Genomic DNA, 24,957 nt, shown 5'->3' with positions numbered 1-24,957 from the left:
TCGGCCGCATCATGATTCAGGCTGCGGTTCGAGGCGGTGTCTTTCCGCGAGGGAGATCAGGGCGCTGCCGAGGGTGAGGACGACGGCGAGGATGAGCGGCAGGGCGAGGGCGGTGCCGATGAGGGCGCCGGCGACGGCTGTTCCCGCCGATCCGGCTGTGATCTTCAAGGCGCCGACCCAGACGAAGATCTGGCCGCGGGCGGCGTCGGGGGCGTATTCGTTGCGGGCCGCGAGGGTGGCGGCGAAGAAGTAGGAGTTGGCGATTCCGGCTGCCGCGTAGGCGACGACGGCGATGGCGAACGTGTGGGTGAGGGTGATGAGGGCGAGGGTGGCCGCGATGGGGAGGGCGAGCCGGGTCATGAGCCGGTCCGCGTCCCCTCGCGCCGGGCGGATCATCACGCCCGCGGAGCCCGCGAGGTTGCCCAGGCCATAGGCGGCCGTGAGCACGCCGGCGGCCGCGTTGTCGACGCCGAGGGTGCGGGCGCTTGCCACGGCGGTGATGGGGAGGGCGGCGACGCCGAAGGCGACGGTGACAGTCAGGTACAGCGTGCGGCGCAGCGGGCCGGAGGCAAGGATGCCGAGGAGGGTGCGCCCGGGGCGGGGGACGTCCGCGGCGGCGGCCGGGGGTGGGGCGTACGGGAGGAAGCGGATGACGGCGGCGGCCAGGAACGTCCCCGCGGCGAGGACCAGTACGGCTGTCAGGGGTGAGGTCCAGGCGGAGACGGCGGCGACGACGGTGGGGCCGATGGTGCCGCCGATGCCGTACGTGGCCACGTCCCAGCCCTGTGCGCGGCGTTGACGCTGCCGGCCCTCACCGGCGATGGCGGGCAGGCGGCTGCTGATGCCCCCGGTCAGCAGCGGGCCGACCAGTCCGGAGACGATCAGCAGTACGGCGGTGACGGCCGGGTGGGTGACCGGGTACAGCAGCACGGCCGCCGCGAGTGTGGTGCCGTGCACGACGCAGGCTCCGGCGATCACGGTGCGGCCATCGCGTGCGGTGTCCAGGGTCCGGGCGACGAAGGGACCGAGCAGGTGGGGTGCGGTGATGCAGGCGCCGAGCAGGCCGGCCAGCCAGCCGGGGCCCCCGCCGGTGGTCACCAGCAGCACGACGGCCACCACCGCGCCGCCGTCGGAGGTACGGGCCAAGGTCGCCGCGATCACATAGCGGGCCAGGCCGCCCCAGCCATGCGCCGTTGTCGCAGAGTGGCCGTCCGCTGCCTCACCCGAGTCCAGCACCTCACCCGAATCCGCTGCCTCACCCGAGTCCAGCACCTCACCCGAATCCGCTGCCTCACCCGAGTCCAGCACCTCACCCGAATCCGCTGCCTCACCCATCTCCGTTGCCTCACTCATGATGGCCGTGCCTCATGGCCGTGCGTCTGCATGGATACGTATCCGGCGTCGGGCTGTCGTCTCGTACGCCGTCCCCTCCCGCAGGCCGCGGGAGGGGACGGCGGCATCGCGCTCGATGCCGGAATCACGCACGCAGCCGCAGTTGTTCGAGCACGTCGGCGACCCGTGCGCGGTCGTCGGCTTCGAGGCCGCGCAGCGGCAGCGGCAGGCTGTGGGGCGGAGTGAGGCCGAGTCGCGCGGCGGCCTCGGCGACCACGCGCAGGGAACCGTGCCGCTCGAAGAGGTCCCACAGCGGCTGGAGGCGCCGCGACTCGGCGCGGGCCTGTTCGGCGTCGCCGGACCGCGCGGCCCGGGTGATCGTCAGTGCCGGTTCGGGGAAGGTGCCGGCGATCACCGAATACCAGGCGTCGCACCCGGCGTTCAGCCCCGTCGCTCCGAGGGGATCCCCGCTGACGCCCAACGTCACCGTCCCGGGCAGGATCTGACGCAGTCGCCGGACGCGGGCCTGGGCGGCCGTGGGTTCGGCGGGCACGCCCGGGATCTTGATGGACGCCACGTGCGGCAGCTCGGCCACCCGTGCGTACAGCTCGTCGGTGAAGGTGAAGTGGGTGGTGCCGGGGTTGTCGTAGACCACCAGCGGGACGGAGAGGTGCGCCGAGACGTCCTCGTAGAGCCCGAACACGTCGTCTTCGGTCAGCGGCTGATACGACATCGGTGCCAGCAGCACCCCGGCCGCGCCCGCGTTCTGCGCGTCCTCGGCCGCCTCCAGGACGTGCCGGGTGCGCAGCGCGCCGATGCCCACGACGACGGGGGTCCGCTCGGCGTGTTCCACGGCGACGCGTGCCGCGCGGGCCCGTTCCTCGCGGGTCAGGTAGGCGTACGACCCCGTGGAGCCCAGCGCCCCGATCGAGTCGGCTCCGGCGGCGGCGAGTCGGGCGACCAGAGTGGCGAACGCCTTCTCGTCGATGCCGGCTTCGGTGATCGGGGTGAGCGGGAAGGCGCTCAGGCCAGTGAACATGGTGTCTCCCGGATAGCTGTACAAAGCTGTACGAACAGGTGTCTGGCGAGAGGCGACTCGTACCGGCATCAGGCGGTACGGCGCACAGATGTCAGGGCATGGCCCTGCGCGCGTCCGTCGAGCGGCGAGGTGCCGTGCCGGACGCCGCGAGCCGGTGGACCTTTCCGGTCACGGCACTACAAGGGGTTCTCCCGCAGCCAGGTCAGAACCTGGTCGGCGTGCTCGTTCGGCGGGAAGATCGGATAGAAGACGTGCTCGACCGCGCCGTCGCGGATGATCAGCGTCAGCCGCTTGTAGAGCGTCGTCCCGCCGGCCTCGAATGTCGGCAGCTCCAGCGCGCGGGCCAGGCTCCACACGGGGTCGGAGAGCATCTCGAACGGCAGGTGGAGCCGCTCGACGACCTCGCGCTGATAGTCGGTGTCCTGGCTGGAGAGACCGAACACCCGGACCGCGCCCGCGTCCAGCAGTTCCTGGTAGTGGTCGCGGAAGCCGCACGTCTCGGGGGTGCACCCGCGCGCCCCTGGGATCGTGTCCCAGCCCTCCGGCAGGTCGGTGCCCGGCCGCCCGGTGAGCGGGTAGATGTAGATCACCGTCCGGCCCGCGCCGAGCGCGTCGAGGCGGACCGTCGCCTCGCCGGTGCTGTGCGGCTCCAGGGGCGGCAGCGGCTTCCCGGGCAGGTGCGCGGCCGCGCCGTCGTCCTCGGGTACGGGCAGGCCGGCCGGCAGGCTCGTGTAGTCGGGCACCAGGTCCTCTCCTTCGTCGGGCGGTGGGACACGGCTGTTGCGATGGGCCGCCTGCCGCAGGTGCGTGATCAGTGCCGTCCGGCGCGCCGTGAGTCCCACGATGCGCTGGGAGAGCCCGTCGATCGCCTCGCGGTACTCGGCCAGGGAGGCCGGGCAGTCGTCCGCGTGCTGATGACCGACCGCGAGGCAGTCCAGGAACGGCCGGGTGCGTTCCACGGGAATCCCGAGCCCGCTGAGGGCCCGGATCTCCCGCGCGAGCCGTACGTCGTGCTCGCCGTAGTCCCGGTAGCCGTTGGCCAGCCGCTCGGGCCTCAGCAACCCCAGCGATTCGTAGTAGCGCACCGCTTTGGTCGTCACGCCCGCCCGGCGGGCCAGCTCACCGATCCGCATGTCTCTCACCTCGATGAACGCTAAACCCTGCCCCCGAGGGTAAGGTCAAGCCGCTTCGCGGACGGCCGGCTCCTCCTCGGCAGGGGCCCGTCCGACTACGCCTACGTCCGCGCCGTGCTGCGGCAGCACGAAGAGCACGACGGCTTTCTGCCCAGGCCGCTCGCCACCAGCCCGCAGCGCTCCGAGATCAAGCGTCGTGTCCTGGAGGCCTTGGCGGACCGGACGTGGATGCGGCCGGAAGCGTACGAAGCTGGGTGACCGCAGGACGCGGGCGCCACAGCGGTGCCGGGGTCCGGATGTCGGTGTGGGCGAGCCTTGCTCACCGTACCGGTCCGGGTGCGGAGTCGGTGTGGGCGAGCCTCGCTCACCGTACGGGGAGGCCGAAGGTGTAGCCCTGCTGCCTCAGCCAGGGCATCACCTCGCGCAGGGCGGCCACGGTCTGGGATCGTTCTCCTCCCGCGTCGTGGAAGAGGACGGTCGGCCCATTGGGGATCTCGCGCTTGACGGTGGCGACCATGGCGTCCGCGCCGGGGCGCTCGAAGTCCCTGGAATCGACGTTCCAGCCCAGCGGCCGCATCCCCCGGGACGCGGCGAGTTGACGGCTGTACGGGGTGAAAGCACCGCCCGGGGCCCGGTAGTACTGGGGCCGGACGCCACCGGACGCCTTGGTGATCATGCGTTCGGCGTCCAGGATCTGCTGGGACTGGTAGGCCTCGGACTTGGTGTCCATGGTGGTGTCGTGCGAGACCGTGTGGTTGCACAGCCGGTGCCCGGCCGCCACGACCGCCTTGACCAGGTCCGGGTACGCCTGGGCCTGCGTGCCCACCATGCAGAACGTGGCCTTCGCTCCGTTGTCCTTCAGCAGTTCCAGCACCTGCGGCGTCCAGACCGGGTCCGGTCCGTCGTCGATGGTGATGTTGACGCCCCGGGCGCCGTCTTCCGAGGCGTGCGCGATGTCCGCGGCCACCTTGGCCACTTTTCCGTCCTGGCCGTCCGGCGCCGAGACACCTGCTTGCGGTCGCCGGCCTGCGGCGGAGTCGGCCTGCGCGGTCCACACCGAGGTGGCAGCGGCCAGCGCCGTCACGCCGAGCGCCGCCGCGAGAACCCGGCTGTACCAACTGCGTTCCTTGTGCCGTGCCATGTCCGCCCGCCCCTTTGCCGTCTCCGCCGATGCCGTGCACCCATGGAGACAGACGAACGCCCGTGCACGATCCCGCTGTTACCGATCGCGGACGAATCCGCAGGGGGCCGGCGACAAACGCGGGGAGTCGGGGACAGACGAGAGGTACGACGGCATCGAAGGACCGGTGAGGGCCGCTGAGGACCGGTGGGGGCCGGCGAGGACCGGCGAGGACCGTATGCGCGGTGCGCGCGCCACCGGTCCGCGCGATCTCACCGGTTCCGCCCGCACACCCCAACACCCGCCCCGGCAAACGAGGAAGAGCCCGTCAGCAAGCTGACGGGCTCCCGCGAAGGACCGAGGCTAACCTGTCATCAGGTCAGATCGTCGGTGTCTCATCGACGATCTCCTTGTGCGGCTCGACAATGAACTTCCAGCCGTCGCTGGGCTCCATGAACCGCACTCGGGTCGGGTAGATGTCCAAGGCGCGGCGGTCGCGGTTCTGGCTGCTCGTGTTCTTCCGCGCCCGCGCCGGCTCCTCGAACAGGTCGACCTTGACATCCGGCACCTCGGCGACTTCCTCGCTCCAGCGCTGAACGATCCCCGCGCCAAAGGCGTCCCGGGCGGCGGAGTAGAGCGACTCCAGGGATTCCTTGTTCCCATTGGGAACGAAGAGGGCGAGATTCAGGAGGACGCCGGCACTCTGCAGAACCTCGATTTCTTCCCCCGCCTCGTCGGCGACCCAGATCCCAGGCTCTTCGGCATTGTCCGGGAGAACATGAATTTCCTCACCGAAAATCGTCCTCGCAGTGAAGGACCCTCCCTCAAAATTCTTACCCGGCTCCGTGAGGGAAGCCGGGGCGTAGCAGTCGAGAGGAAGGCCGTCCATCCCTGCCGAGACAAAGATTCCGTCCTGGAGACCCAACTCTGAAACCTCTCCGGCCGCAAGACGTCGAGCCGTAACCTTCTCGGTATTCACGCCATTCCCCTTTTTTTCGTGGCGTCCTGTGAATTCATCAAGACTCTATCACGAAAATGCCCGGCCAGTTCACGTTACGCATTTCTTCACGGTCGCGGTAACGCCGGTCAACCCGTCAAGTAATTCATTCCGATATCGGGCCGCTTCCGGAAATGCCCATTCCAGTCGCCACCGAGCGCCATGTCCGTCACCGAGGGCCACGTCACGGCGACCGGGCTGACGACGCAAGCCTGGGGCGCCCGCCGCGACGGCCTTTCTTGACCGATCGTTCTGGATGGGTCTATGGTCTCCGGCGTGGCCAGGACCAAGGAATTCGATCCGGACGCCGCGCTGCAGTCAGCCCTTGAGCTGTTCTGGCGGCGCGGCTACGAAGCGACGTCGATGGCCGACCTCGTCGAGCACCTCGGCATCGGCCGCGCCAGCATCTACGCCACCTTCGGCAACAAGCGCGAGCTGTATCTGAAGGCCATGGACCGGTACTCCGAGGAGCGCGATCCGGCCTTCCTCACCGAACTGTCCCAGCCGGGACCCGCGCTGCCCGCGGTGCGGGCGGTGATACGCCGCTTCGCCTCGGAGGCCGCCTCCCCCGAGGGCCGGCTGAACGGCTGCCTCATCACCAACACCGCGGCCGAACTGGCTCCGCACGACCCCGCGGCGGCCCGCCGGGTCGAGATCAGCTGGGAGCACGTCGAGACCCCGCTGCACTCCGCGCTCGTACGAGCCCAGGCCCAGGGCGAGTTGCCCGAGGACCGCGATCCGCGCGCGCTGGCCCGCATGCTGCTCGTCCTGTTGCAGGGCGTACGGATCGTCGGCAAGGCGTCCAGCGATCCCGCCCGGGTGCGGGACGCGGCCGAACAGGCGCTGGCCCTGCTGGACTGAATCATACGCGCCCGAGCCGTCGCGCTTCCCGCACGACTGCCCAAATATTGGACCGATCGATCAATTATCAGGGGCGGTGTGAGCGTCACCGCGTACGCCGTCTCCCCACCGAAGTAATCCCTCGTCAAAGGAGTTGCCGAAATGAACCGCTTCACTGGCAAAACCGCGCTCGTCACAGGCGCGGGCTCCGGCCTCGGCCGTGCGATCGCGATCGCCTTCGCAGCCGAGGGCGCGTCCGTGGTAGCCGCCGGGCGCACCGCGGCCTCCCTGGACGGGACGGTCGGCCTCATCGAAGCGGCCGGGGGCACGGCTGCCGCCGTCACCGCCGACGTCACCGACTCCGGTCAACTCCGTCACCTCGTAAGCGAAAGCGTCAACCGCTTCGGCGGGCTCGACATCGCGGTCAACAACGCCGGGATACTCCGCGGCACCGTGCCTGCCGGAGATGTGAGCGAGGAGGACTGGGACACGGTGCTGCGCACCAATGTCACCGGCGTCTGGCTGGCCATGAAGCACGAGATCGCGCACATGAAGGAGAACGGCGGTGGGGTCATCGTCAATATCTCCTCCAACCTGGGCGCACACCTGCGTGTCCCGAATCTCGCCGCGTACAGCACCTCGAAGGCAGCGGTCTCCGCGCTGACCCGCGCCGCCGCCCTCGACCACATCCACCAGGGCATTCGGATCAACGCGGTCAGCCCAGGCATCTCCGCCGCCCCCATGTCGCTACGCCCCGGCGAGAGCGAGGCCGACCGTGCCGAGCGGGTGAAGTCGGAGATCCCGCTCGGCCGGGTCGCGGAGGCCGAAGAGGTGGCGGCCGCGGTGCTCTACCTCGCCTCGCCCGCGGCCGGCCCGGTGGTCGGCACGGACCTGGTCGTCGACAGTGGCGCGTCGGCCTGACGGTTCGTGAGCGGAGATGACCTCCCCGGCGAGAAGCTTCACCACGACGGCCGGAAAGCGGGCCTCATCCTCGCGGGCCGCCCACATCGGCCGCGACGGCAGCCAGTTCGCCCGCGTCCTGAACTCGACGGCACTCCCCGGTCCGGGAAACCCCCAGGAGATCGACCGGGACAGTGCCGAGAACCTGCTCCTGGCTCTCACGGGCGACAGGTGCACCCTGTCCAATCTTGAGCGCTTCACGGAGAGCGAGGAGGAGCTGCGGGCGATGGCGCGCACGATCCTCGCGCGTTACGGGGCCGGGGCCAGCTATCACACCAACGTCAAAAGGCCCGGCCCCCGCTGGCTCGCCCAGCACACCCGGGCCCGCCTCACCATCGAGGCTGCCTGGCCATCCCGCGAGGAGCCCGTGGGCCGGGTCCAGCTGGAAGCCGAGCTGCTGGCCGGGCGCGGGCCCGTCGACGTCCGCGCGGCGCGTGTGGTGCTGCGCCGCGAGCCGTCGAGCCCGCACGGCTTCGTCGTCCACACGACCGTCCCGTTCTACCTGTAGGAAGAGGCCCCAGGTCAGCGGAGTTCGTCGTTGTCCGGACCGAGGGAGCATCCCGCCGGGAGCGATCACGACGCCGCCGCCGACGGCCGTTCGGGATTCGTCCGTCGGAGGCGACGCCGTGAGCGCCGCGGTGGATCAGCGGTCCGGGTCAGTGACGCGAATCAGTGACGCGAATCAGTGACGCGGATCAGTGATGCGGATCAGTGATGCGAGTCAGTGGCTCGGATCAGTGGCTCGGATCAATGGCGACCGAAGATCTTCCTGCCGGGGCCGAGGTGCAGGAAGGCCGTCTCCCCGGTGGCGTTGTCCAGGCCGTCGTTGTCGGTCACGGCGTAGACCTCACCGTCACCGGCCACGGCCAGCCCTTCGAGCTTCTCCTGGGTCCAGCCGTTCGTCGCGCGCAGGTCGGGCAGCACGTCGTGGGCGAGCTTCTTCGGCAGCACGGGCAACTGGCCTGACGGCGCGGCGGACTTCGGCAGGTCGACCGTGTACACCCGCTTGATCCTGGCGGACGGGCCGTTCAGCTTGTCCCGTTCGATGACGGCGAGCTTGCCGCCGACCGCGGTGATCTCCGAGAGGCCGATCCAGTCACCGGGGGTGGTGGTGCCGCCGGTCCGGTAGCCGTACCAACTCCAGGTGCCGGCCGCGACGTCGTACCGGCCGAGCCGGACGATCCCCGACGGGTCGCTCTTGACCTCACGCTGCAACGTGGCCCAGACGACCTCGCGACCGTTGCGGTCGGTGGTGGCGGTGACCCCCTCGAAGCCCTGGCCACCGAGGCCCGCCGCGATGTCCGCCGGCAGCGGGACGACCTGCTCGGTACGCCCGGCGCTGTTGAGCCGGACCAGCTTGTTGCCCGCGCCGGTCTCGCCTTCCACCGCGAGCCAGAAGCCGCCCTGCGGCCGGGCGTGGATGCCCTCCGCGTCGTAGCCGACCGGCCGGCCGTCGGCCCCCTTGACGGTCAACGAGCGGGTGATGACCGCCGGTTGCCGCGCCGCGTCGATGGTCAGGATCCTGGTGTCGGAGTACGCCGCGTCGGTGACGCTGTAGACCTTGTGCGACTGGCCGGGTACGGCGGAGAGCGCGCCGAGCGCGCCCCATCCGATCGGCGCGCCGGTGGAGTCCGCGGCCGAGACGATACTCGGCGACGCGGGGGCGTTCTTGCCCAGGCGGAAGAGGCTCACCGAGGCCCTCACGTTGGCCGAGGCGTCGTCCTCCTCGCTGGAGACCGCGAGCAGGTCGCGTGACGGGATCGGCAGCAGCCCCTCGGGGCCGTTGGTGGTGGCCAGCACCTGCCGGAAGACCGGCGCTGTCGGCCGGCTCATGTCGTACACGGCGACGAAGTTGCTCCGCTCCGAGCCGACGAAGGCGTAACGCACGCCGTCGAACTCGGCGATGGCCAGGCCCTCCGGCTCGGCGCCCTTCTTCTCGGCCCGGCTCTCGTTGTGCAGCCCGTAGCGCGCGGCGATCGACTCGAAGCTGTTGCCCGCGTCCCAGACGACCTTGCCGGTGCGGCTGTCGAAGACGGACCAGCCCCGGGTGCCGCCGCGCCAGTCGCCCTCGTTGGCGGTCGCCAGGTAGCGGTCGTCGACCCAGCCCACCGAGTCGGGCTCACGCGGCACGTCGGTGATCGAGCCGCTCAGGTCGATCCTGCCGTCCTCGACCGTGTCGATGCCGTCGACCGACGCCGTACCGGTGCTGAAGGCCTTGGTGATCCTGCCCGTCGGCAGGTCCAGCGCGACGACGCCGTTGTTCTCCTGGAGGGTCACCACGAGTTGGTTGCGGCTGTTGATGGAGACGTACTCCGGCTCCGGGTCCGTCGGCTCGGTGATCCCGGCGGCGGCCAGGACGGGCAGCGCCTTGCCGTTCGACTGGGTCAGCGGTACGGCGCGGGTACGCCACTGCTCCGGCGCATCGCCCTTGAGGTCGACGATCCGCACGAAGCCGGCCGGAGCCTGGGGCAGGTCGCCCTCCTCGCCTCCGGGCGGGGTCGCCTCCTCGTCGCGCTCGTTCTCGATCGCGATGGCGGCGTACCGCTTGTCCTTGCTGATCGCGATGGAGTCGGGCTGTCCGCCGAGGTCATGGCTCGCCACCCGCTTGCGGTCGCGCAGCGAGATGACGTCGAGCCGGCCGGACGGGTCGGCGTAGCCGGCGCTGGTGTTCACGACCACCAGGACGTACTGGCCGACCACCGCCACCGAGGTCGGCTCGTCCTCGGCGTTGCCGAGTTCCGCCAGCGACAGCGTTCCGAGCCCCCGCGGGTCGTCGGGGTCGCCGATGTCGAGGAAGCCGATCCGCCGGGCCGCCGCGTCGGTGTAGACGAGGGTACGGCCGTCCTCACTGGTCGCAGAGATCTCGGCGACGGTTGTGGAGGCCGGGTCCTCGCCGGCCGGCCGGTTCTGGAAGACCGGGTAGGTGGCGGTGCGGTCGAAGGCGGCCGGCCGCCGCGGCTCCTGGTGTGCGCTCGCCCCGCCCGTGCCGGCCAGCACGCCGGCGGTGACAGCTACGGCTACAAGCGCGGCGCAGGTTCTCTTCGAGGGCATCTTTTCTCCGCTGTACGACAGTGACGACAGTGACGGAGCGGATCGTCCCACCCGGCGAGGGGGCGGGAAACGGTGTCCGGATGAACAGCCGACGAAGACCCACGGCGCCGCTCGTTCGCGGTGAGGGTCCCTCACGGCGACAGAACTCCCGAAGCCCCCTGCGCCGAACTCCCGCGAACCGCGGGCGAACAACACCCGGCGGGCTGACGGCCAGTCTCCGACAGTACGGCGAAAGGCCCCGGCGCACCCGCCCCGGCTCCGTACGGTGTGCGGACGCGTGTACGACACGCATGCGACGTGCGAGGTGCGGGGGCAAACTCGTGGAATGGCTGAACGCGGAGAACATCGTGGCGGTGGGGACGGCCGTACTCGGCCTCGCGGCCTCCGTCGGCGTCGTCTGGTACGAGCGCCGGATTCCGCGCCGCAAACGCATCGGCTTCCGAGTCCAGATGGACACGCCGATCGGCAGCGGCGCCCGTAACGGCGGACGGGCCAACGTACGGCTCGGTCTGTTCGACGAGTTCTCCGACCTGTCCGATGCCACCCTCGTCCTGCTGCGTGTCGAGAACGACGGCTTCGAGGGCATCGCCGGTGACGACTACACCAGCCGTGAACACCACGGCCTCACCGTCGTCTTCAGCGGTCGCTCCATCCGGGGCATCGCCGTCACCCAGCCCGCGAACGCCGCTCATCTGATCGAGCATTTCACCCCGATCGCGGGCCTGCACCATGACGGGGACACCCTGTACCTCCCGAAGGTTCCGCTCAACAGGGGCCAGCATTTCAAGGTGCTGGCGCTGCTGACCGGCGGCGGAGTCGGAGGCGATGTCACGGTGACCGGCGGTATCCGGGACGGCGAGGTGACGCCCAACCGGAGTACGACCCCCGACGACAAGCCACCCCTCTTCAGCCGCCCGGCCCGTCTGATCACGGTCCTGCTCACGGTGTGCGTCATCACGCTCGCGTCCATCATCGTCATACGCGGCAGCGACGTACCGTCCCCCATCGGCTGCGCGAGGGGGACCCTGACGGTCACGGGATCCACGGCCTTCGCCCCGGCCGCGGAGAGACTGGCGGAGGGATACGAGAAGGCCTGCCCCGGTTCCGACATCACGGTGGAACCGCACGGCAGCACCGCGGGGATACGGGCACTGGACGCGGCGGGCGCCACATCGCTCCCGGCGGGCGGTACCCCGTCCGTCGTCGCCCTCTCCGACGGTCCCAAGCCGAACGGCTACCCGGAACTGCGCGAGAACCCCGTCGCGGTCTCCGTCTTCACCCTGGTGACGAACGACCGGATCCCGGTGGCGGATCTGTCCCTGGCCGAGGTGCGGAAGATCTACCGGGGCGAGATCCGTAACTGGCGTGACCTCGACGGCCCGGATCTGCCCATTCTCCTGGTCAGCCGGGACGCCAATTCCGGCACTCGCGAGGTCTTCCAGCGACAGGTTCTGGAGCGCAACGAACCTGTCAACTCCTCCCGGGACTGCCGCACCAAGGACGACCCGAGTGCCAGCGTCATCCGCTGCGAACTCGACAGCACGGAACAGGTGTTGAGCACGGTGGCCCGGCTGCCCGGCGCGATCGGCTACACCGAGCCCCGCGCCGCCTCCGCCACCGAGGGCCTGCACCCGCTGCGCATCGACGGACAGCCGGCGTCCATCGAGACCATCGGCACCAGCGGCTACCCGTACCGGGAGATCGAGTACGCCTACACCTTCGGCCGCCCGCCCGCCGACTCGCTCGCCGCCAGCTTCGTCAACTACCTGAGCCGCGGCGCCGGGCAGGACATCGTGCGGGACCAGGGGCATTTCCCCTGTCTCACCCCGGAGGGCCTGCGGCTCTGCGGAGGGGAATGACCCGGTGGCGCACGGCGCTGCTCATGACCGGCCCGCCCGAGCGTGCCCGCGGCCCCTTTCGTACGACGAACTCTTCGCAACGCTCGTCGCACGAAAGAGAGCCGGTCGGGGAAGGCCGCCGGAAAACACTCAGCGCCGGAGAACACTCAGCGCTGGAAACACTCAGCGCGGCAGCCGCCAGGTGTGGACGTGGTCCCAGGTGAGGGTCCGCCACCAGCGGCCCGCCCAGTCTTCGCTGCGGGTGCGGTAGAGGGTGACCCGGTCGCCGGGGAACGTCTCCGGGAACGCCACGGGGAGCCCGTTGACGTACTCCTCGACCTCGTCGCCCAGATCGGGGCGTACGTACATGTCGTGCGAGACCAGCGAGAGGTGCGCCCGGAAGGTGTTCCTGTCGAAATCGTGCATGGTGTGATTCGGTGCCGGGCTCTGCAAGGGTGCGACGGCGTTGTCGACGCGGGCGGCGAGGTCCACGAAGTCGGGGTTCGGTGTGATGCCGTCGGCGAGGTGGTGGACGTCGTAGACCATTCCCACTCCTTGCCGTTGGGCGCCCGCGTTGTGGACGGTGAAGGCGCGGACTCCGGCCAGTGCCCGGGTCACCGCGGCGACGATCTCCTCGACGGGAGCCGTGATGTGCCGGCTGCCGACCAGGGTCGCGTGGGGCGGGAACGCGCCGGCCGAGACGATCCCGTACTGCGCCCGCAGTTGTGCGGTCACGGCCGTCACCGCGTAGCAGGTCGCGGGGTCGGGGCGGAGGTAGACGCCGTAGCGGTACGGGTCCCCGGGAGCCTGCGCGAACCGGTCGGTCGTCTCGGCCGGGTCGGGGGCCGGGGTGTGGGGCTGAGCAGAGGCCGGAGTGTGAGGCTGAGCAGGCGCCGGGGTCTGCGTCGAACTGTGGATCGGGGTCTGCGTCGAGCTGTGGATCGGGGTCACGTTCGAGGTCACTGCCCTGCCTGCTCTCGGTAGTTCTTGATCTTGGTGGTCGCCGCCTTCTCGGCCGCCTTCAGGGCGCTGTCGAGGGAGGTCTTGCCGGTGAACGCCTGCTGCATCGCGGGTACGACCTCGGCACGTATGCCCGACATCGCGCCGGTGAGGCAGCCGGAGGCGGCCGTCGTGGCCGGGGTGTCGGCGAACTGCTTGTCGAGCACGGCGTAGGGCTCGTTCTTCGCGAGGAACCGCTTCCAGGCGGGCGAGTTGTCGACGGCGGTGTTGATCGGGGCATAGCCGGATGCCTCGGCGAACCGCTGCTGTGCCCCGGCGGACGCCAGGTAGCTGATCAGCTTCCAACTCGCCACCTGCTCGGCCTTGCTGTGCCCGGCCTGGTCCACCCACATCGCGGCACCACCGATCGCGGGCCCCGCGGTGTCCTTCGAGCCGGAGAGGGGATAGGGCAGCGCGGTGTAGCCGGTCATGCCGGCCTCCTTGACGCCGCCGATGGCACCGCTGGAGTTGAACATCATGGCGGTCTTGCCGGCGGTGAAGGCGGACAGGGCGGCGTTGCCCTCGACGCCGGTGTCGAGCGCGACGCCGTCCGTGTAGAGCTCGGCCATGGTGCCGATCGCGGCGCGCTGCGGCGCGCTGGTCAGCTTCAGCGCCGTGGCCCCGTCGCCCTTACGGCCGTTGTCCGGCGTGCAGTACGGGACCCCGGCGGCGGCGGTGAGCTGCTCGAACCACCAGCCGTCCAGAGGCATGTCGATGCCCTTGACCCCGGGGACCTTGGCGTGGATCTTGCGGGCGGCCGCTGCCACGCCCTCCAGCGTGCCGAGGGTCGAGCGGTCCACGCCCGCCCGGTCCAGCATCTTGTCGTTGACGTACAGCAGGGGCATGGACGTGTTGAGCGGTACGGCGAGCAACTCGCCGTCGGCCGTGTAGTAGTTGCGCGCAGCCGGGCGGAGCTGGTCGAGATCGAGGTCCTTCGGGTTGGCGGCGGCCATCGCCTGGGCGGAGACCGTCTGCTTGGTGTCGCGCAGATAGCCGGTGGTGATGTCGTTGGAGACCATGACACTCGGCGTGCCGCCGTCGCGGATCGCGGAGGTGTACTTGGCGGTGGCGTCGGCGTAGCTGCCCTGGAAGGACGCCTTCACCACGATCTTGCCGGTGTTGGCCTTGTTGAACGCGTCGATCTCCTTCTGGAGCGCCTTGCCGGCCGGGCCGCCGACCCCGTGCCACATGGTCACGGTGACCGGCCCCTTGGCGGCTGCCAGCTCCGAGGGCCCCGGTGCGGCTCCGGTGGCCTCCTCGCCGGAACCGCCGCAGGCGGTGAGCGTCGTCGCGGTGATGGTCGTCAGGAGCACGGCCAGGAGGGGCAGTCTCCCGGGGCGCGAGGTTCGTGAGGACATGGCGGATCGTCTTTCTTCTCGGTGCGTGTGACGGGGTGCTTGCCGGTGTGCGTCTCAGTACGTGTGGCGGTGTGCGTCTCAGTACGTGTGGCGGTGTGTGTGGCGGTGTGTTTTTCGGTACGTGTGCCGGCGTGTGTGCCGGTGTGTTTCTCGGTACGTATGCCGGTGTGTTTCTCGGTACGGGTGACGGACAGGGCCTAGGTGGTGACCCGTGAGGCCAGGCCCCGGACCAGATAGCGCTGCCCGAACAGGACGAGCAGCAGGGTCGGCAGCAGTACGAGCAGGGTGCCCGCGTAGATCACGGCCGGGGTGGTGGCCTGATCGACGGCGAGTTGGGCGAGGCCCACCTGGATGGTGCGCCGCTGGGGGGAGTCGGTGATCAGCAGCGGCCAGAAGTAGCCGTTCCATGCCGACAGGGCGCACCACATCGCCGCCGTGATCAACTGCGGCCGTGCCATGGGCAGTACGACGTGCAGCAGGGCCCGCAGTTCGCCGCAGCCGTCCAGTCGGGCGGCCTCCCAGGTCTCCCTCGGCAGCGCGAGGAACGCCTGGCGGAGCAGGAAGACCGCGTACCCCGCGGCCAGGTAGGGGATGACGATCCCGAGCAGTGTGTCGCGCAGCCCGAGTGCGGTGGCGGTTTCGAAGTTGGGGATGACCAGGCTCTCACCGGGGAACGCCAGGGTGGCCAGCACCAGCGCGAAGGCGACGCCCCGGCCGCGCCAGCGGGGAAAGACGAGGGCGTACGCGGCCAGTGCGGCGGTGGCCAGTTGGGCGGCCGCCTGGAGGGCGGTGACGGCCACGCTGACCAGGTACTGCCGGGCCAGCGGAGCGGAGTCGAGCGCCTCGCGCACATTGTCCAGGGTCAGCCGGCCCGGGACCGGGACGAGGCGGCCCGCGGCGACGTCACCCGACGGGAGGAGAGCGGTGACGACTGTGGCGTAGACGGGGAAGGTGACGAGGACGACCACGACGCCGAGCCACAACCAGCGCAGTACGGAACCGGCCTGAAGACGTTTCACGGGACCCGCCTGAAGGCGATTTGCGGGACCGGTCTGAAGACGATTCACGCCCACCTCCTGAGCACCCGGAACTGGATCGCGGTGATCGCCAGGACGAGGGCCAGCAGGACCACGGCCAGGGTCGAGGCCGAGCCGACCTGGGGCAGTGCCTCGCCGAACGCGCGCTGGTACAGCTCGTACACCACCGTGGACGTGGCGCCGGCCGGGCCGCCCCGGGTGAGCACCTGTACCTGGGTGAACACCTGGAGGCCGTTGATGGTCTGGGTGACCAGGAGGAACACCAGGCTCGGCCGGAGCATGGGGATGATCACCGACCAGGCGAGCCGCGGTCCCGAGGCGCCGTCGAGCGCCGCGGCCTCGATGACCTCCTGATCGAGCTGGCTCAGCGCGGCCAGCAGCACGAGGAAGGCGAAACCGAACTCGTACCAGGCGGTGGCGATCGAGATGCTGAGGATGGCCCACGTCGGTGACTGCAACCACTGCGGCCCGGCGACCCCGAGGTGGACCAGCAGCTGGTTGAGCGTTCCGACCGCCGGTGCGAACAGGCCCGCGAAGACGGCCGCCGACGCCGCCGCCGAGAAGGCGAACGGCAGGGAGAGCAGCACCGACACCACGGCACGCGGTTTCCGGGCGGCCCGGCGCAGCGGGAGCGCCGCGGCGAGCGCGCCGCCCACGGAGAGCAGCACGCTGAGCCCGGCGATCGCCCCGGTGGCGAGCAGCGCCCGCCGCAGCTCCGGGTCGGCGACCAGGTCGACGTAGTGCGCGACGCCGACGAACCGCGAGGGTTCGCCGAGCAGGTCGGTGTCGTACAGGCTCAGGACGATGCCTCGGACGACTGGCCAGTACGCGAAGACGAGCAGCAGTCCGACGCACGGCAGGACCATCAGCGGACCGACCAGGGCGGCCGGACGTGGTCCGGCCGATCCAGGCGGTCTGCCGCGCCGGCGGCGGAGTGGAACGTTCCCAATCATGAGTGGAACGTTCCCACTTCGGGTGGGACCTCCGAAGGGCCCGATGGGTGAACAATTCGCAAAATGCCCGTCAGCTGTCGCAGCCGTCCCGGCTGTCGCTGCCGCCTCGACGGTAGCTGGCGCCTCGGATGTCTTGGCCGGCTCGGATGTCTTGGCCGGCTCGGCCGACTCAGCCGTGGGGCGGCAGCGGCGGCGCGGTCGTCGCCCGGCAGCTGTCTCTGTTGTCCCAGCTGCGGGGCTGTGGGGCCGCGGCGCCGCCGCCGTCCATCAGCTGTCTCAGCTGTCTCAGCTGTCTCGGCTGTCTCGGCTGTCTCGGCCGTGGAGCTGCGGCTCGGCCGTCGTCCGGCCCGTCACCAGCGTGCCGGGCAGCGCCCGGTGATGGTCGGGCGGCTGCTCCCCGTCGAGCAGTTGCACCACGGCGTCCACGGCCCCGCTGCCGATCAGGTCGACCGGCTGGCGCCAGTGCGTCAGGCCGATCAAGGACGTCACCAGGTCCCCGACGCCGTCGTAGCCGGTGACGGACAGCTGCTCCGGCACGGGCACGCCCCGGAGCCGGAGCTGTTCCAGGAGGGCGATCGCGTGGCGGTCGCTGGGAGCCATCACCGCCGTGATCCCGGGATGCCGTAGCACCTCGGTCACCCACGCGCCGGCCGTCTCCCGGTGCTCCCCCGGAATCTCCAGCACGCGCGCCCCGCGCTCGCGCAGGCGAGCGGCCATGGCCGCCGTCCGCGGCCCCAGCGTCACGGAACTGCTCACCGGCACCGTGACCACCGCGACCTCGCGGTGCCCCAGCTCGACAAGGTGGTCCGCCAGGGCGACACCGCCCTCCTCCTCGTCGCAGTAGACACTGGTGATGCTGGGATGGGTCTCCGGCCGTCCCGCCACCACGGTCGGCAACCGCGCGGATAAGGGCAGGATCTGCTCGCTCGGCAGCAGCCCGCTGCACACGACGAGCGCCTCGACCCGCAGCATCGCGAGAGTCTCCAGGGCCCGGTACTCGCCGCTCACCTCGAACCGGCCCGACCCGGTCGCGGTGATCACCCGGTAGCCGTGGAAGGCGGCGCGCTCCTGCATCGCGGTGAGCAGGTGACCGTAGAAGGGTGTCGCCGCATCACGCACGAACGCCCCGACCGTGTACGTACGGTGGGCCACCATGGCCCGCGCGGAGGCGTTGACGACGTAGCCCAGCTCCCGCGCGGCCCTGAGGACCCGCTGCCGGGTCTCCTCCCCCACGCTGCCGCGCCCCGAGACGACGCGGGACACCACCGACTTGGACACCCCGGCCCGCCCGGCCACATCTATGATCGTCGGGTTGCGCGGCCGGTCAGTCATCGAGCACGCCCTCCTGGGCGAGCACCGCCGCGGCCGCCTCGCCCCCGGTCCACAGATGCGCGCGCCAGCCGTGCGCGCGGGCCGCGGCGACGTTCTCCGGCCGGTCGTCGAAGAACACCACCTCCGACGGTGAGCGGCCCAGCCGTTCGTCGGCGGCCCGGTAGACGAGCGGGTCCGGTTTCATCAGGCCGAGGTCCGACGAGAAGACCAGGGTCTCGAAGGGACCGCTCCACGGCGCCCGGCGGACCGCCCGCGCCAGCGAGCCCGGAGCGTTGGAGAGGATCCCCAACGGCGTTCCCCGCTCCGTCAGTCGGGCGAGCAACGCCGCCGCGTCGGACGCGAGAGACGCCCAGCACTCGGTTTCGATCCGGTCGAGCCGCTCGATCCACCCCCCGTCGAGCGGGCGCCCCAGCGCCTCGGCGATCCGTTGCCAGTACGCGTCCGGGGAATCGCCCAGGTCGTAGGCGTCCCGGTGGCTCCAGTACGGGTCGGCGAGTTCGGACTCGGTTACGTCAAGGGCCTCGGCGAGGGCGGCCAGCGCACGGCCCGACGGCGCCAGGACGCCACCGAGATCCCACACGACGACGGTCGGCGATGTTCTTTGGGAACGTTCCACATCGGGGATGATAGCGGCCTTCGTGCCATCACGGTCCAGCCCCGGTCCTCGCCCCGGTCCTCGCCCCGGTCCTCGCCCCGGTCCTCGCGGCGGTCCTCGCGGCGGTGAGACAGCTGTTGCCGCTGCCTCCGGCAACCGTGCCCGGAGGCGCGCCTGGCGGCGGCCGGGCTCATGGCCGGGGCACGACGACCACGGGCCCGTCCGAGCAGTTCGGTTGCCGCGGCCGGTGCCTCGGCCGGTGAACCACAGCCACCCGCCCGCCGGAGGGGCACACGCGGCACGAACTCACTGATGCTTCACTGGCGGGCAGGATCCGGACTCCTCGCCGATCGAGTTGATCTCGGCGTTGGACCTCGGGTCTCCCGCGTAGTTCACCTGATCCGTGCAGCTCACGCCGTCCTTCTTGGGAGTACCCGCCGACGCAGCGGCCTCTTCGGGCACCGGGCAGTAACCGGACTCCTCACCCATCGAGTTGATCTCGGCGTTGGACCTGGAGTCCTCCGCGTAGTTCACCTGATCCGTGCACTTCACGCCGTCCTTCTTGGGAGTACCCGACGGCGCGCCCTTGGCTGAGCCCTCGGCATCCTTGGTTGTGGAATCGGCGGACTGCGGGGAACTCACCGAGGCGGATGAACCGGCAGCGGAAGATGAGGTGTTGTCCGTACCGCCGTTGCCACAGGCCGTGAGCGCCAGGCCGAGAGCCACAGTGGCAAGGGCGAGCACCGATGTCTTCCGAACGCGCATGATTCCTCCTCATTGGGTTCCTGCCCTGGTGAGCAAGCTTTCTGACCATGAGGAGGCGTGGGGCCGCCGACCCAGTTGCGGAGCGCCGGGCATCAGGACACTCCTGTGACACCGGGAACACGGCTGATACGGGAGTCCGGTCCTGCCCGCCGGAGCGGACCGGACCGGAGCCGAGCGGAGCGGAACGGAACGGAGCGGACAGTCGGCACGAGGGTGCCCTTGGTCACCTGCACGGTGGGCTCGGCGTGCGGTGGCCGCCGGGCTGGGGTCTGCTGGGTGAGTCAGACCCGTCGGCCCCACGGCCCCACGGCCCCACGGCTTCATGGCCCCACGGCCCACGGCCCACGGCTTCATGGCCCCACGGCCCACGGCCCACGGCTTCACTGAAAGGGCACCAATTCATGGCTGACAAGCCCGCGATCGTTTTGGTACACGGCGGTTTTGTGGACGGTTCCGGCTGGCGGGCGGTCTACGACCTGCTCACCCGCGACGGCTACCGCGTCGCTGTGGTGCAGAACCCGACCCTGTCGCTGCGAGGCGACGCCGCCGCGGCGCGGCTGATCATCGACGCGCAGGGCGGCCCGGTCGTGCTGGTCGGTCATTCCTATGGTGGCGCGGTCATCACCGAGGCGGGCACCGACCCGAACGTGGCGGCCCTGGTCTACATCGCGGCGTTCATGCCGGACGCGGGTGAGTCGGTCAACACGCTCCTCGCCGGTTTTCCCACCGACGTACCCGGACCGCCGATCCTGCCGCCCACGGACGGCTTCCTGTTCCTCGACCGGGGCAAATTCCCGGCAGCGTTCGCCGGTGACCTGCCCGCCGAATTGGCCGGGTTCATGGCCGACTCGCAGGTCCCCTGGGGGGTGGAAGCCGTCGGCGAGCAGATCACCGAGGCCGCCTGGCGGACCAAGCCGAGCTGGTACCTGGTCACCGGCGACGACAAGATGATCCCCCCGTCTGCCCAGCACACCATGTCCGGGCGAGCCGGTGCGTCCACCGTCGAGGTGGCGGGCAGCCATGCCATCTACGTGTCCGACCCGGCCGCAGTGGCCGACCTCATCAAACAGGCCGCGTCCGCCACGCCGAAGTAGCACGCATCTGCCGAGGGGAGGGACACGCAGGTGGCAGAAACACACGTGATCGTCCTCCCGGGCGGCGGGTACGCCGAGCACGCGCCGCACGAGGCCGAACCGATCGTCGACTGGCTCGGCGGGCTCGGGATGCGGGCCGACGTCTTCCGTTACCCGCTCAACGCCAGGCACCCGTTACCGCTCCACGCCCTCCGCGCCGAGATCGGGCGCCGCCGCGCGAACGGGGCGGACCGTATCGGGCTGATGGGCTTCTCCGCGGGTGGCCACCTGGCCGGGCTGGCGGCTCTCGCACCGGGCGCCGAGGCGCGGGAAGCCGTGCAGTTCGCGGTCCTCGGCTACCCGATCACGTCGATGGAGACCGAGACCTACCGCCCCGCCAGGCTGATCCTGCTGGGAGAGGACGCCGCCCCGGCGCTGCGGCGCTCGACATCTCTGGACGCACTGGTGACGTCCGAGTCACCACCGTTCTTCATGTGGCACACCGCGGAGGATGTCTACGTACCTCCCGAACACACCTACCGTCTCGCTGCCGCGCTCGCGGCCCACAACATCCCGCACACCACGCACGTGTTCGCGCACGGGCCGCACAGCCTCGGCCTGGCCGAAGGCGCGGGGGACACCGCGACCTGGACGGCTCTGGCCACGTCGTGGATGCGCGAACGCGCCGAAGCCTGAGGCCCGTTCCAGCGTGTCGGCGGGCGCGGGCGGCGTGCTGGTGCGCCCGTTGTCGCTGAGCGGCGAGAACGTAGACGGGAACGGTTCGAGATGGGCTTCCAGATGTCCGGCATCGTCAACCGATATGGCGACTCGGATATCTGCGACTGACTCACAGCACGAGGGCCCCCCGCGCTCGTCTCCCTTGGCCAGGGTGGCGGGTGCGGGGGTGTTTGTGTTTGCTAAAACATATCCCTGACAATTCCGACCAACCAGGAAGGCGCGTCGCGTTCGATAATTCGAAGAGTGGCGTCAAGGCGAGCTTGACTGCGGGCAGAGGTGACCACCTCTAGAATCGCAACAAGGCGCATGAGTGTCGTTTCACACTCTCGCCACGCTCCGACCTCTGCGAATGCCGACAATTCCGCTACTGCATAATAGAACGCGCCACGTCCGCCGGGAGTAACAAGCTCATTTGCTCGTTGAAGATGTGGAATTGCAGCAGCGCTCTCCCCCAAAGAGATCAGAACCTCGCCGTGATGCCCGACCACTTCCTTTTCATCAACCCACCACGTCCAATCGGGGTCACGAACGGTGATGGAATCTTGCAGTGCGCTCTTTGCTCTTTCAACCTCCGCGAGGCTGCGCGCTCGATCTCCTGCTTGCGCCAACGCACGTGATCTTCTCACTCGCGCAATCAATGCAATTCGGCGAGGAAGTCTCGACGTAGCCAAGAGGCTATCCGCAATTCGCAGCGCTTCGCCGGGCCTCCCGTCTTGGACATCTTGCATCGCCAGTAGATCCATTGCGAACCACTGCATAGGTCGATCACCCGCATGACGCGCGAGCATTTGCGATTCTATGAAAGCCTGCCGGGCTTCGGTTTTCCGATTCGCGTCAAAGAGAATCCATCCCGCAGCTTCTGCCACCTCCGAAACTGCGGCGAGGTAGCCCTTGTCCGGGTCAATATTGCGATCCAATTTGCACTGTTCCGCCCTCCAGACCTGGACTGCGGCAGAAGCGACCTGATCGCCACCATACCTATTATCGTGATCCAGAAGACGTGAAATTGCAGACCGCGCACGGGTGGTGTCATCGGCCGCTGGCTCAGGTTTCTTCAACAGCGCAGCGAAATCCCCGCCCGTTTTTAGTAACTCATCCAGCCCTTGGGCCAATTGATGAGACGGCTGCTGTTTTCCGTTGAGGACGCGGGAGAGGTACGAGACATCGTAATGAAGTGCTCTCGCAGCAGCACGCATGCTGATTCCTTGTGCTGCCAATGCTTCCCGTACACGGGTACCGAAATCATCCATGCTTGATCCTCGGAAGGTGTTGACTGCTGACTGTCCAGAGTAGTCAACACTGGTCAACTGCCCCACAGCTAAGTCGTTTCGTTCTCCTTGATGACGTAAGTGCCCCGGCGACGTCCAACCGCCCCAGGACCGGCCAACGCTGATGAGGAGCGTCTACGTGTCGGATGCTATCCGCACAAACGAGAACAGGGGTTCGCCACCTGGCTATCACCGGCCACGGGCGAGCGACGCCGACGAACTGCACGCGCTCGTCCGCGCTGGTGGCTTCTGGGGGATCGCCCCCGACTGGGTGCCGCGTGGGGGCTACGCACCACCAACTCGCCTTCTTCTCAACAGAGTTGCGCTGCGGCTCTTGGCGGAGTCTGTGCCAAGGGAGGGCGAGCGGTGGTGGTGAACCGTGATTTACCGGAAGGCGGCGATCTTCCGATGGTGTCGACTACCAAATTACCCACGTGTGCCTGCCCGTTGGGGGAGAACTGCCCCGAACAGCCGGACCACGTAACGGGTGACGGCGAGCCCGAGCATTCCCGCGCGGACGACCGGTCCCACAGCCCGACCATAGAACGCCTGCGCCCCTTGTTGGAGGAGGAGAACCGTCGGGCCAGGGGTGGTTGGTGGTGAGCGACCCGGAATGCGCGCGGTGCGCGGAGCTGACGGCCAAGAAGAAGGCAGCCGAGGAGTTGGGAGATCGCACGACAGTCACCGACTGCGTGGGGCTACTCCGTAGACATCCACAACACGGACGCTTGGCGGTGTCGGGTCCCCTCGATGCCCATTGGGCGTGGTGGTGACGCCGAGGGAAGACGACCCGTATGCGGGCATGGCGTACGAAGGCAGCCCGGAGGGCTGGTGGTCGGAGTACGGCGGAGCGCTGGACGTACGTTCCGGAGTCGTCCACATCCCGCCGGGGGCCGATCTGCCACATCCGCCGCCCCCGCTCCACTGTCGAAAATGCCGTGGAAAGGAGAGCTGTCAGGAATGAGTGTGCGGAAAGCCGGACTGGCCTTGTTCGCTGCGGGAGTCACTATCCTGATCTGCCTGGTCGCACTCGTCTTTCTGGGCGTCGGCCTCGCCGTCATCGGTCGATCATGAAACGCAGGGGAGTGCCCCACTCTCCCCGAACGGCCCTGCCTGCCTGTCACCCCCGTAGCAGGCAGGCGGGGCCACTCGCCGCCCTGGCTGCTCCGGTCGCGTACGTACGTCCCCCCTGCGGCACGGCGAGGTGCCCGCAGGGGTGTCAGGCCAGCGTCGCGTAGACGATGAGGTTGTTCACCGGGTGGCCCTGGGCGTCGAAGTCGCCGTCGCAGGTGATCAGGCGCAGCGCGCGGTCCTTGGTCGGACCGTAGACCTTTTCAGTGGGGAAGGAGTCCTTGCTGACGCTCTCGGTGCCCGTGACGGTGAAGTGCGCCGACTCTCCCTTGTTGTTGCCGACGGTGATCTCCGCGCCTTTCTCGATCTTCTTCAGGTCGTGGAAGACGGCCTTGCCGAAGCGGGTGTCGTTGTGGCCGATGATGACGGCGGCGCCGGTTTCACCGGGCACGGAACCGCCGGTGTACCAGCCTGCCGTCATGCCCTTCTCGGCCGGCGGGACCTCGACGGTTTGGTCGGCGTTGAGGCCGAGTTCCATCAGGGAACTGCTGACCCCGATCGAGGGGATGATGACCTTGGTGGGAGTTACGGGTTTCCCAACAGCCCCCGGAATGCTGGGTGTTGGAGTGCCAACAGCAGTTGATGAGATCGAGGCGGCCGGAGCGGACCGGGCAGTCGTGTCGGGCCCGGACGAGCAGCCGGTGAGCGCGGTGAGGACCACGGGTATGACGAGAGCGAGGCGGACAAGGGCCGGTGGGGGGCCGAAGCGCCGTACCGGATGGTGCGCAGGGAACACAACTGGCTCCAGAGCAGGACTGGGTGAATACGCGATGGCGCCGCCCGGCGAAGGGCGGCGCCACTGTTGTGCCGCGTCAGATGGTGTGTCGGGGCGGTGTGCTGGGGCAGAGTTCGCACCCCTGCCCGGACGGTGTAGCTGGTCAGACGTCGTACCTGGTCAGACGTTGTGCCCTTCGGCGGAGCGGCGGCGCAGTACGAGGGTGCCGGCGCCGGCGAGCAGCAGTGCGCCGGTGGCCGAGCCGACGACGGTGGTCATGTCGGTGTTTCCGGCCGGGGCTTCGCCCGCGGCGACGCCGCCCTTCGGAGCGGCAGCGGCGGCTCCGGCCCTCTTGCGGGCTTCGGCACTCCTGGCGGCTTCGCCCTTCCTGACTTCGTCGGCCGAGGACTGCTTCGACATCCCGGCCCTCTTGGCGGCTTCGGCCTTCGCGTCCGCGGCCTTCTTCATGGCCTCGGTGGTGTTGTCGTCCTGGCTCGCCTTCGCGGACGGCGTCGGGTTCCCGTCGGAGGCAAAGGCCGCGGAGGCCGGGACGAGTAGCGCGCCGGCCGCGACGGCGGTCAGGACGGCGTAACGCAGGCGGTGATGGCGGGGCATGCGTGGCTCCAGTTCCAGCCCGGCATGGGAAGTACCTGAATGCTGGGTCGCATCGGGTTCCGGGCAGG

General features: G+C 69.5%; 21 protein-coding genes and 1 pseudogene. 6 read left to right on the top strand and 16 right to left on the bottom strand.

Annotated features, from left to right (window positions below; all coding sequences use genetic code 11):
* Positions 1-9 precede the first annotated feature (9 nt).
* The 5 genes from ACIOJD_RS23185 to ACIOJD_RS23165 all read right to left on the bottom strand — a co-directional run bounded on the left by ACIOJD_RS23185 (position 10) and on the right by ACIOJD_RS23165 (position 5,603).
* Positions 10-1,353, bottom strand: coding sequence for an MFS transporter (locus ACIOJD_RS23185; RefSeq protein ID WP_401916736.1), 1,344 nt, complete (start codon positions 1,351-1,353; stop codon positions 10-12).
* Between the two features lie 124 nt (positions 1,354-1,477).
* Entirely contained in the window at positions 1,478-2,371 is an 894-nt protein-coding gene (locus ACIOJD_RS23180; RefSeq protein ID WP_401916734.1) for a dihydrodipicolinate synthase family protein, read from the bottom strand.
* Between the two features lie 176 nt (positions 2,372-2,547).
* Positions 2,548-3,504 carry a MerR family transcriptional regulator gene (locus tag ACIOJD_RS23175; protein WP_401916731.1) on the bottom strand — a complete coding sequence of 319 codons (957 nt, stop codon included), beginning with the start codon at positions 3,502-3,504 and terminating at the stop codon, positions 2,548-2,550.
* Positions 3,505-3,868: 364 nt separating this feature from the next.
* Complete coding sequence (locus ACIOJD_RS23170; protein ID WP_401916728.1) at positions 3,869-4,645, bottom strand: polysaccharide deacetylase family protein; 777 nt, start codon at positions 4,643-4,645, stop codon at positions 3,869-3,871.
* A gap of 358 nt (positions 4,646-5,003) precedes the next feature.
* A complete protein-coding gene (locus ACIOJD_RS23165) occupies positions 5,004-5,603 on the bottom strand; it encodes a hypothetical protein (RefSeq protein ID WP_401916725.1) in 600 nt (199 codons plus the stop codon).
* Between the two features lie 294 nt (positions 5,604-5,897).
* Between ACIOJD_RS23165 and ACIOJD_RS23160 the strand changes: the two genes are divergently transcribed.
* The 3 genes and pseudogenes from ACIOJD_RS23160 to ACIOJD_RS23150 all read left to right on the top strand — a co-directional run.
* Complete coding sequence (locus tag ACIOJD_RS23160) at positions 5,898-6,482, top strand: TetR/AcrR family transcriptional regulator (protein WP_401916722.1); 585 nt, start codon at positions 5,898-5,900, stop codon at positions 6,480-6,482.
* A gap of 141 nt (positions 6,483-6,623) precedes the next feature.
* Positions 6,624-7,382: an SDR family NAD(P)-dependent oxidoreductase gene (locus ACIOJD_RS23155; protein ID WP_401916719.1), complete on the top strand. Its 759-nt coding sequence runs from the start codon at positions 6,624-6,626 to the stop codon at positions 7,380-7,382.
* A gap of 337 nt (positions 7,383-7,719) precedes the next feature.
* Positions 7,720-7,929, top strand: a pseudogene (locus ACIOJD_RS23150) (hypothetical protein); the annotation flags it as partial.
* A 239-nt stretch (positions 7,930-8,168) separates the two neighbouring features.
* Here the strand turns inward: ACIOJD_RS23150 and ACIOJD_RS23145 are convergent.
* The gene (locus tag ACIOJD_RS23145) at positions 8,169-10,472 is read right to left on the bottom strand and encodes an esterase-like activity of phytase family protein (RefSeq protein WP_401916716.1); all 2,304 of its coding nucleotides are present in this window, start codon (positions 10,470-10,472) and stop codon (positions 8,169-8,171) included.
* A gap of 320 nt (positions 10,473-10,792) precedes the next feature.
* Between ACIOJD_RS23145 and ACIOJD_RS23140 the strand changes: the two genes are divergently transcribed.
* Positions 10,793-12,331 (top strand): PstS family phosphate ABC transporter substrate-binding protein, encoded by a 1,539-nt coding sequence (locus tag ACIOJD_RS23140; RefSeq protein ID WP_401916713.1) that lies wholly within the window; start codon positions 10,793-10,795, stop codon positions 12,329-12,331.
* A 162-nt stretch (positions 12,332-12,493) separates the two neighbouring features.
* Here the strand turns inward: ACIOJD_RS23140 and ACIOJD_RS23135 are convergent, their stop codons facing one another.
* The 7 genes from ACIOJD_RS23135 to ACIOJD_RS23105 all read right to left on the bottom strand — a co-directional run bounded on the left by ACIOJD_RS23135 (position 12,494) and on the right by ACIOJD_RS23105 (position 19,349).
* Positions 12,494-13,273 carry a 2'-5' RNA ligase family protein gene (locus ACIOJD_RS23135; protein ID WP_401916710.1) on the bottom strand — a complete coding sequence of 260 codons (780 nt, stop codon included), beginning with the start codon at positions 13,271-13,273 and terminating at the stop codon, positions 12,494-12,496.
* Positions 13,270-14,667, bottom strand: coding sequence for an extracellular solute-binding protein (locus tag ACIOJD_RS23130; RefSeq protein ID WP_401916708.1), 1,398 nt, complete (start codon positions 14,665-14,667; stop codon positions 13,270-13,272). Before ACIOJD_RS23130 ends, ACIOJD_RS23135 begins: the two co-directional genes overlap by 4 nt.
* A gap of 197 nt (positions 14,668-14,864) precedes the next feature.
* Positions 14,865-15,686, bottom strand: a complete 822-nt coding sequence (locus ACIOJD_RS23125; protein ID WP_401916705.1) for a carbohydrate ABC transporter permease — start codon at positions 15,684-15,686, stop codon at positions 14,865-14,867.
* A 44-nt stretch (positions 15,687-15,730) separates the two neighbouring features.
* Positions 15,731-16,570, bottom strand: coding sequence for a carbohydrate ABC transporter permease (locus tag ACIOJD_RS23120; protein WP_401916703.1), 840 nt, complete (start codon positions 16,568-16,570; stop codon positions 15,731-15,733).
* Positions 16,571-16,942: 372 nt separating this feature from the next.
* On the bottom strand, positions 16,943-17,989 hold the full coding sequence (locus ACIOJD_RS23115; protein WP_401916701.1) for a LacI family DNA-binding transcriptional regulator: 1,047 nt from the start codon (positions 17,987-17,989) through the stop codon (positions 16,943-16,945).
* Positions 17,982-18,605, bottom strand: coding sequence for an HAD-IA family hydrolase (locus tag ACIOJD_RS23110; protein ID WP_401916699.1), 624 nt, complete (start codon positions 18,603-18,605; stop codon positions 17,982-17,984). Before ACIOJD_RS23110 ends, ACIOJD_RS23115 begins: the two co-directional genes overlap by 8 nt.
* 285 nt (positions 18,606-18,890) lie before the next feature.
* Positions 18,891-19,349 (bottom strand): hypothetical protein, encoded by a 459-nt coding sequence (locus tag ACIOJD_RS23105; protein WP_401916697.1) that lies wholly within the window; start codon positions 19,347-19,349, stop codon positions 18,891-18,893.
* 401 nt (positions 19,350-19,750) lie between these two features.
* On the opposite strand from ACIOJD_RS23105, the gene ACIOJD_RS23100 reads away from it, so the two are divergent.
* Entirely contained in the window at positions 19,751-20,443 is a 693-nt protein-coding gene (locus ACIOJD_RS23100; RefSeq protein ID WP_401916694.1) for an alpha/beta fold hydrolase, read from the top strand.
* 30 nt (positions 20,444-20,473) lie between these two features.
* The gene (locus ACIOJD_RS23095; protein ID WP_401916691.1) at positions 20,474-21,118 is read left to right on the top strand and encodes an alpha/beta hydrolase; all 645 of its coding nucleotides are present in this window, start codon (positions 20,474-20,476) and stop codon (positions 21,116-21,118) included.
* 221 nt (positions 21,119-21,339) lie between these two features.
* Here ACIOJD_RS23095 and ACIOJD_RS23090 read toward each other — a convergent pair whose 3' ends face one another.
* From ACIOJD_RS23090 to ACIOJD_RS23080, 3 genes are all read right to left on the bottom strand, one after another.
* Positions 21,340-22,410 (bottom strand): helix-turn-helix domain-containing protein, encoded by a 1,071-nt coding sequence (locus ACIOJD_RS23090; protein ID WP_401916688.1) that lies wholly within the window; start codon positions 22,408-22,410, stop codon positions 21,340-21,342.
* A gap of 1,237 nt (positions 22,411-23,647) precedes the next feature.
* Positions 23,648-24,295, bottom strand: a complete 648-nt coding sequence (locus ACIOJD_RS23085) for a class F sortase (protein WP_401916685.1) — start codon at positions 24,293-24,295, stop codon at positions 23,648-23,650.
* Between the two features lie 159 nt (positions 24,296-24,454).
* Positions 24,455-24,889: a hypothetical protein gene (locus ACIOJD_RS23080; RefSeq protein ID WP_401916683.1), complete on the bottom strand. Its 435-nt coding sequence runs from the start codon at positions 24,887-24,889 to the stop codon at positions 24,455-24,457.
* Positions 24,890-24,957 lie beyond the last annotated feature (68 nt).

It is taken from the genome of Streptomyces sp. NPDC088116 (genome assembly GCF_044741745.1).
GTDB lineage: Bacteria > Actinomycetota > Actinomycetes > Streptomycetales > Streptomycetaceae > Streptomyces.
Note: the sequence above shows the minus strand (reverse complement) of the source record. Positions and strands in the feature narration are given on the sequence as shown.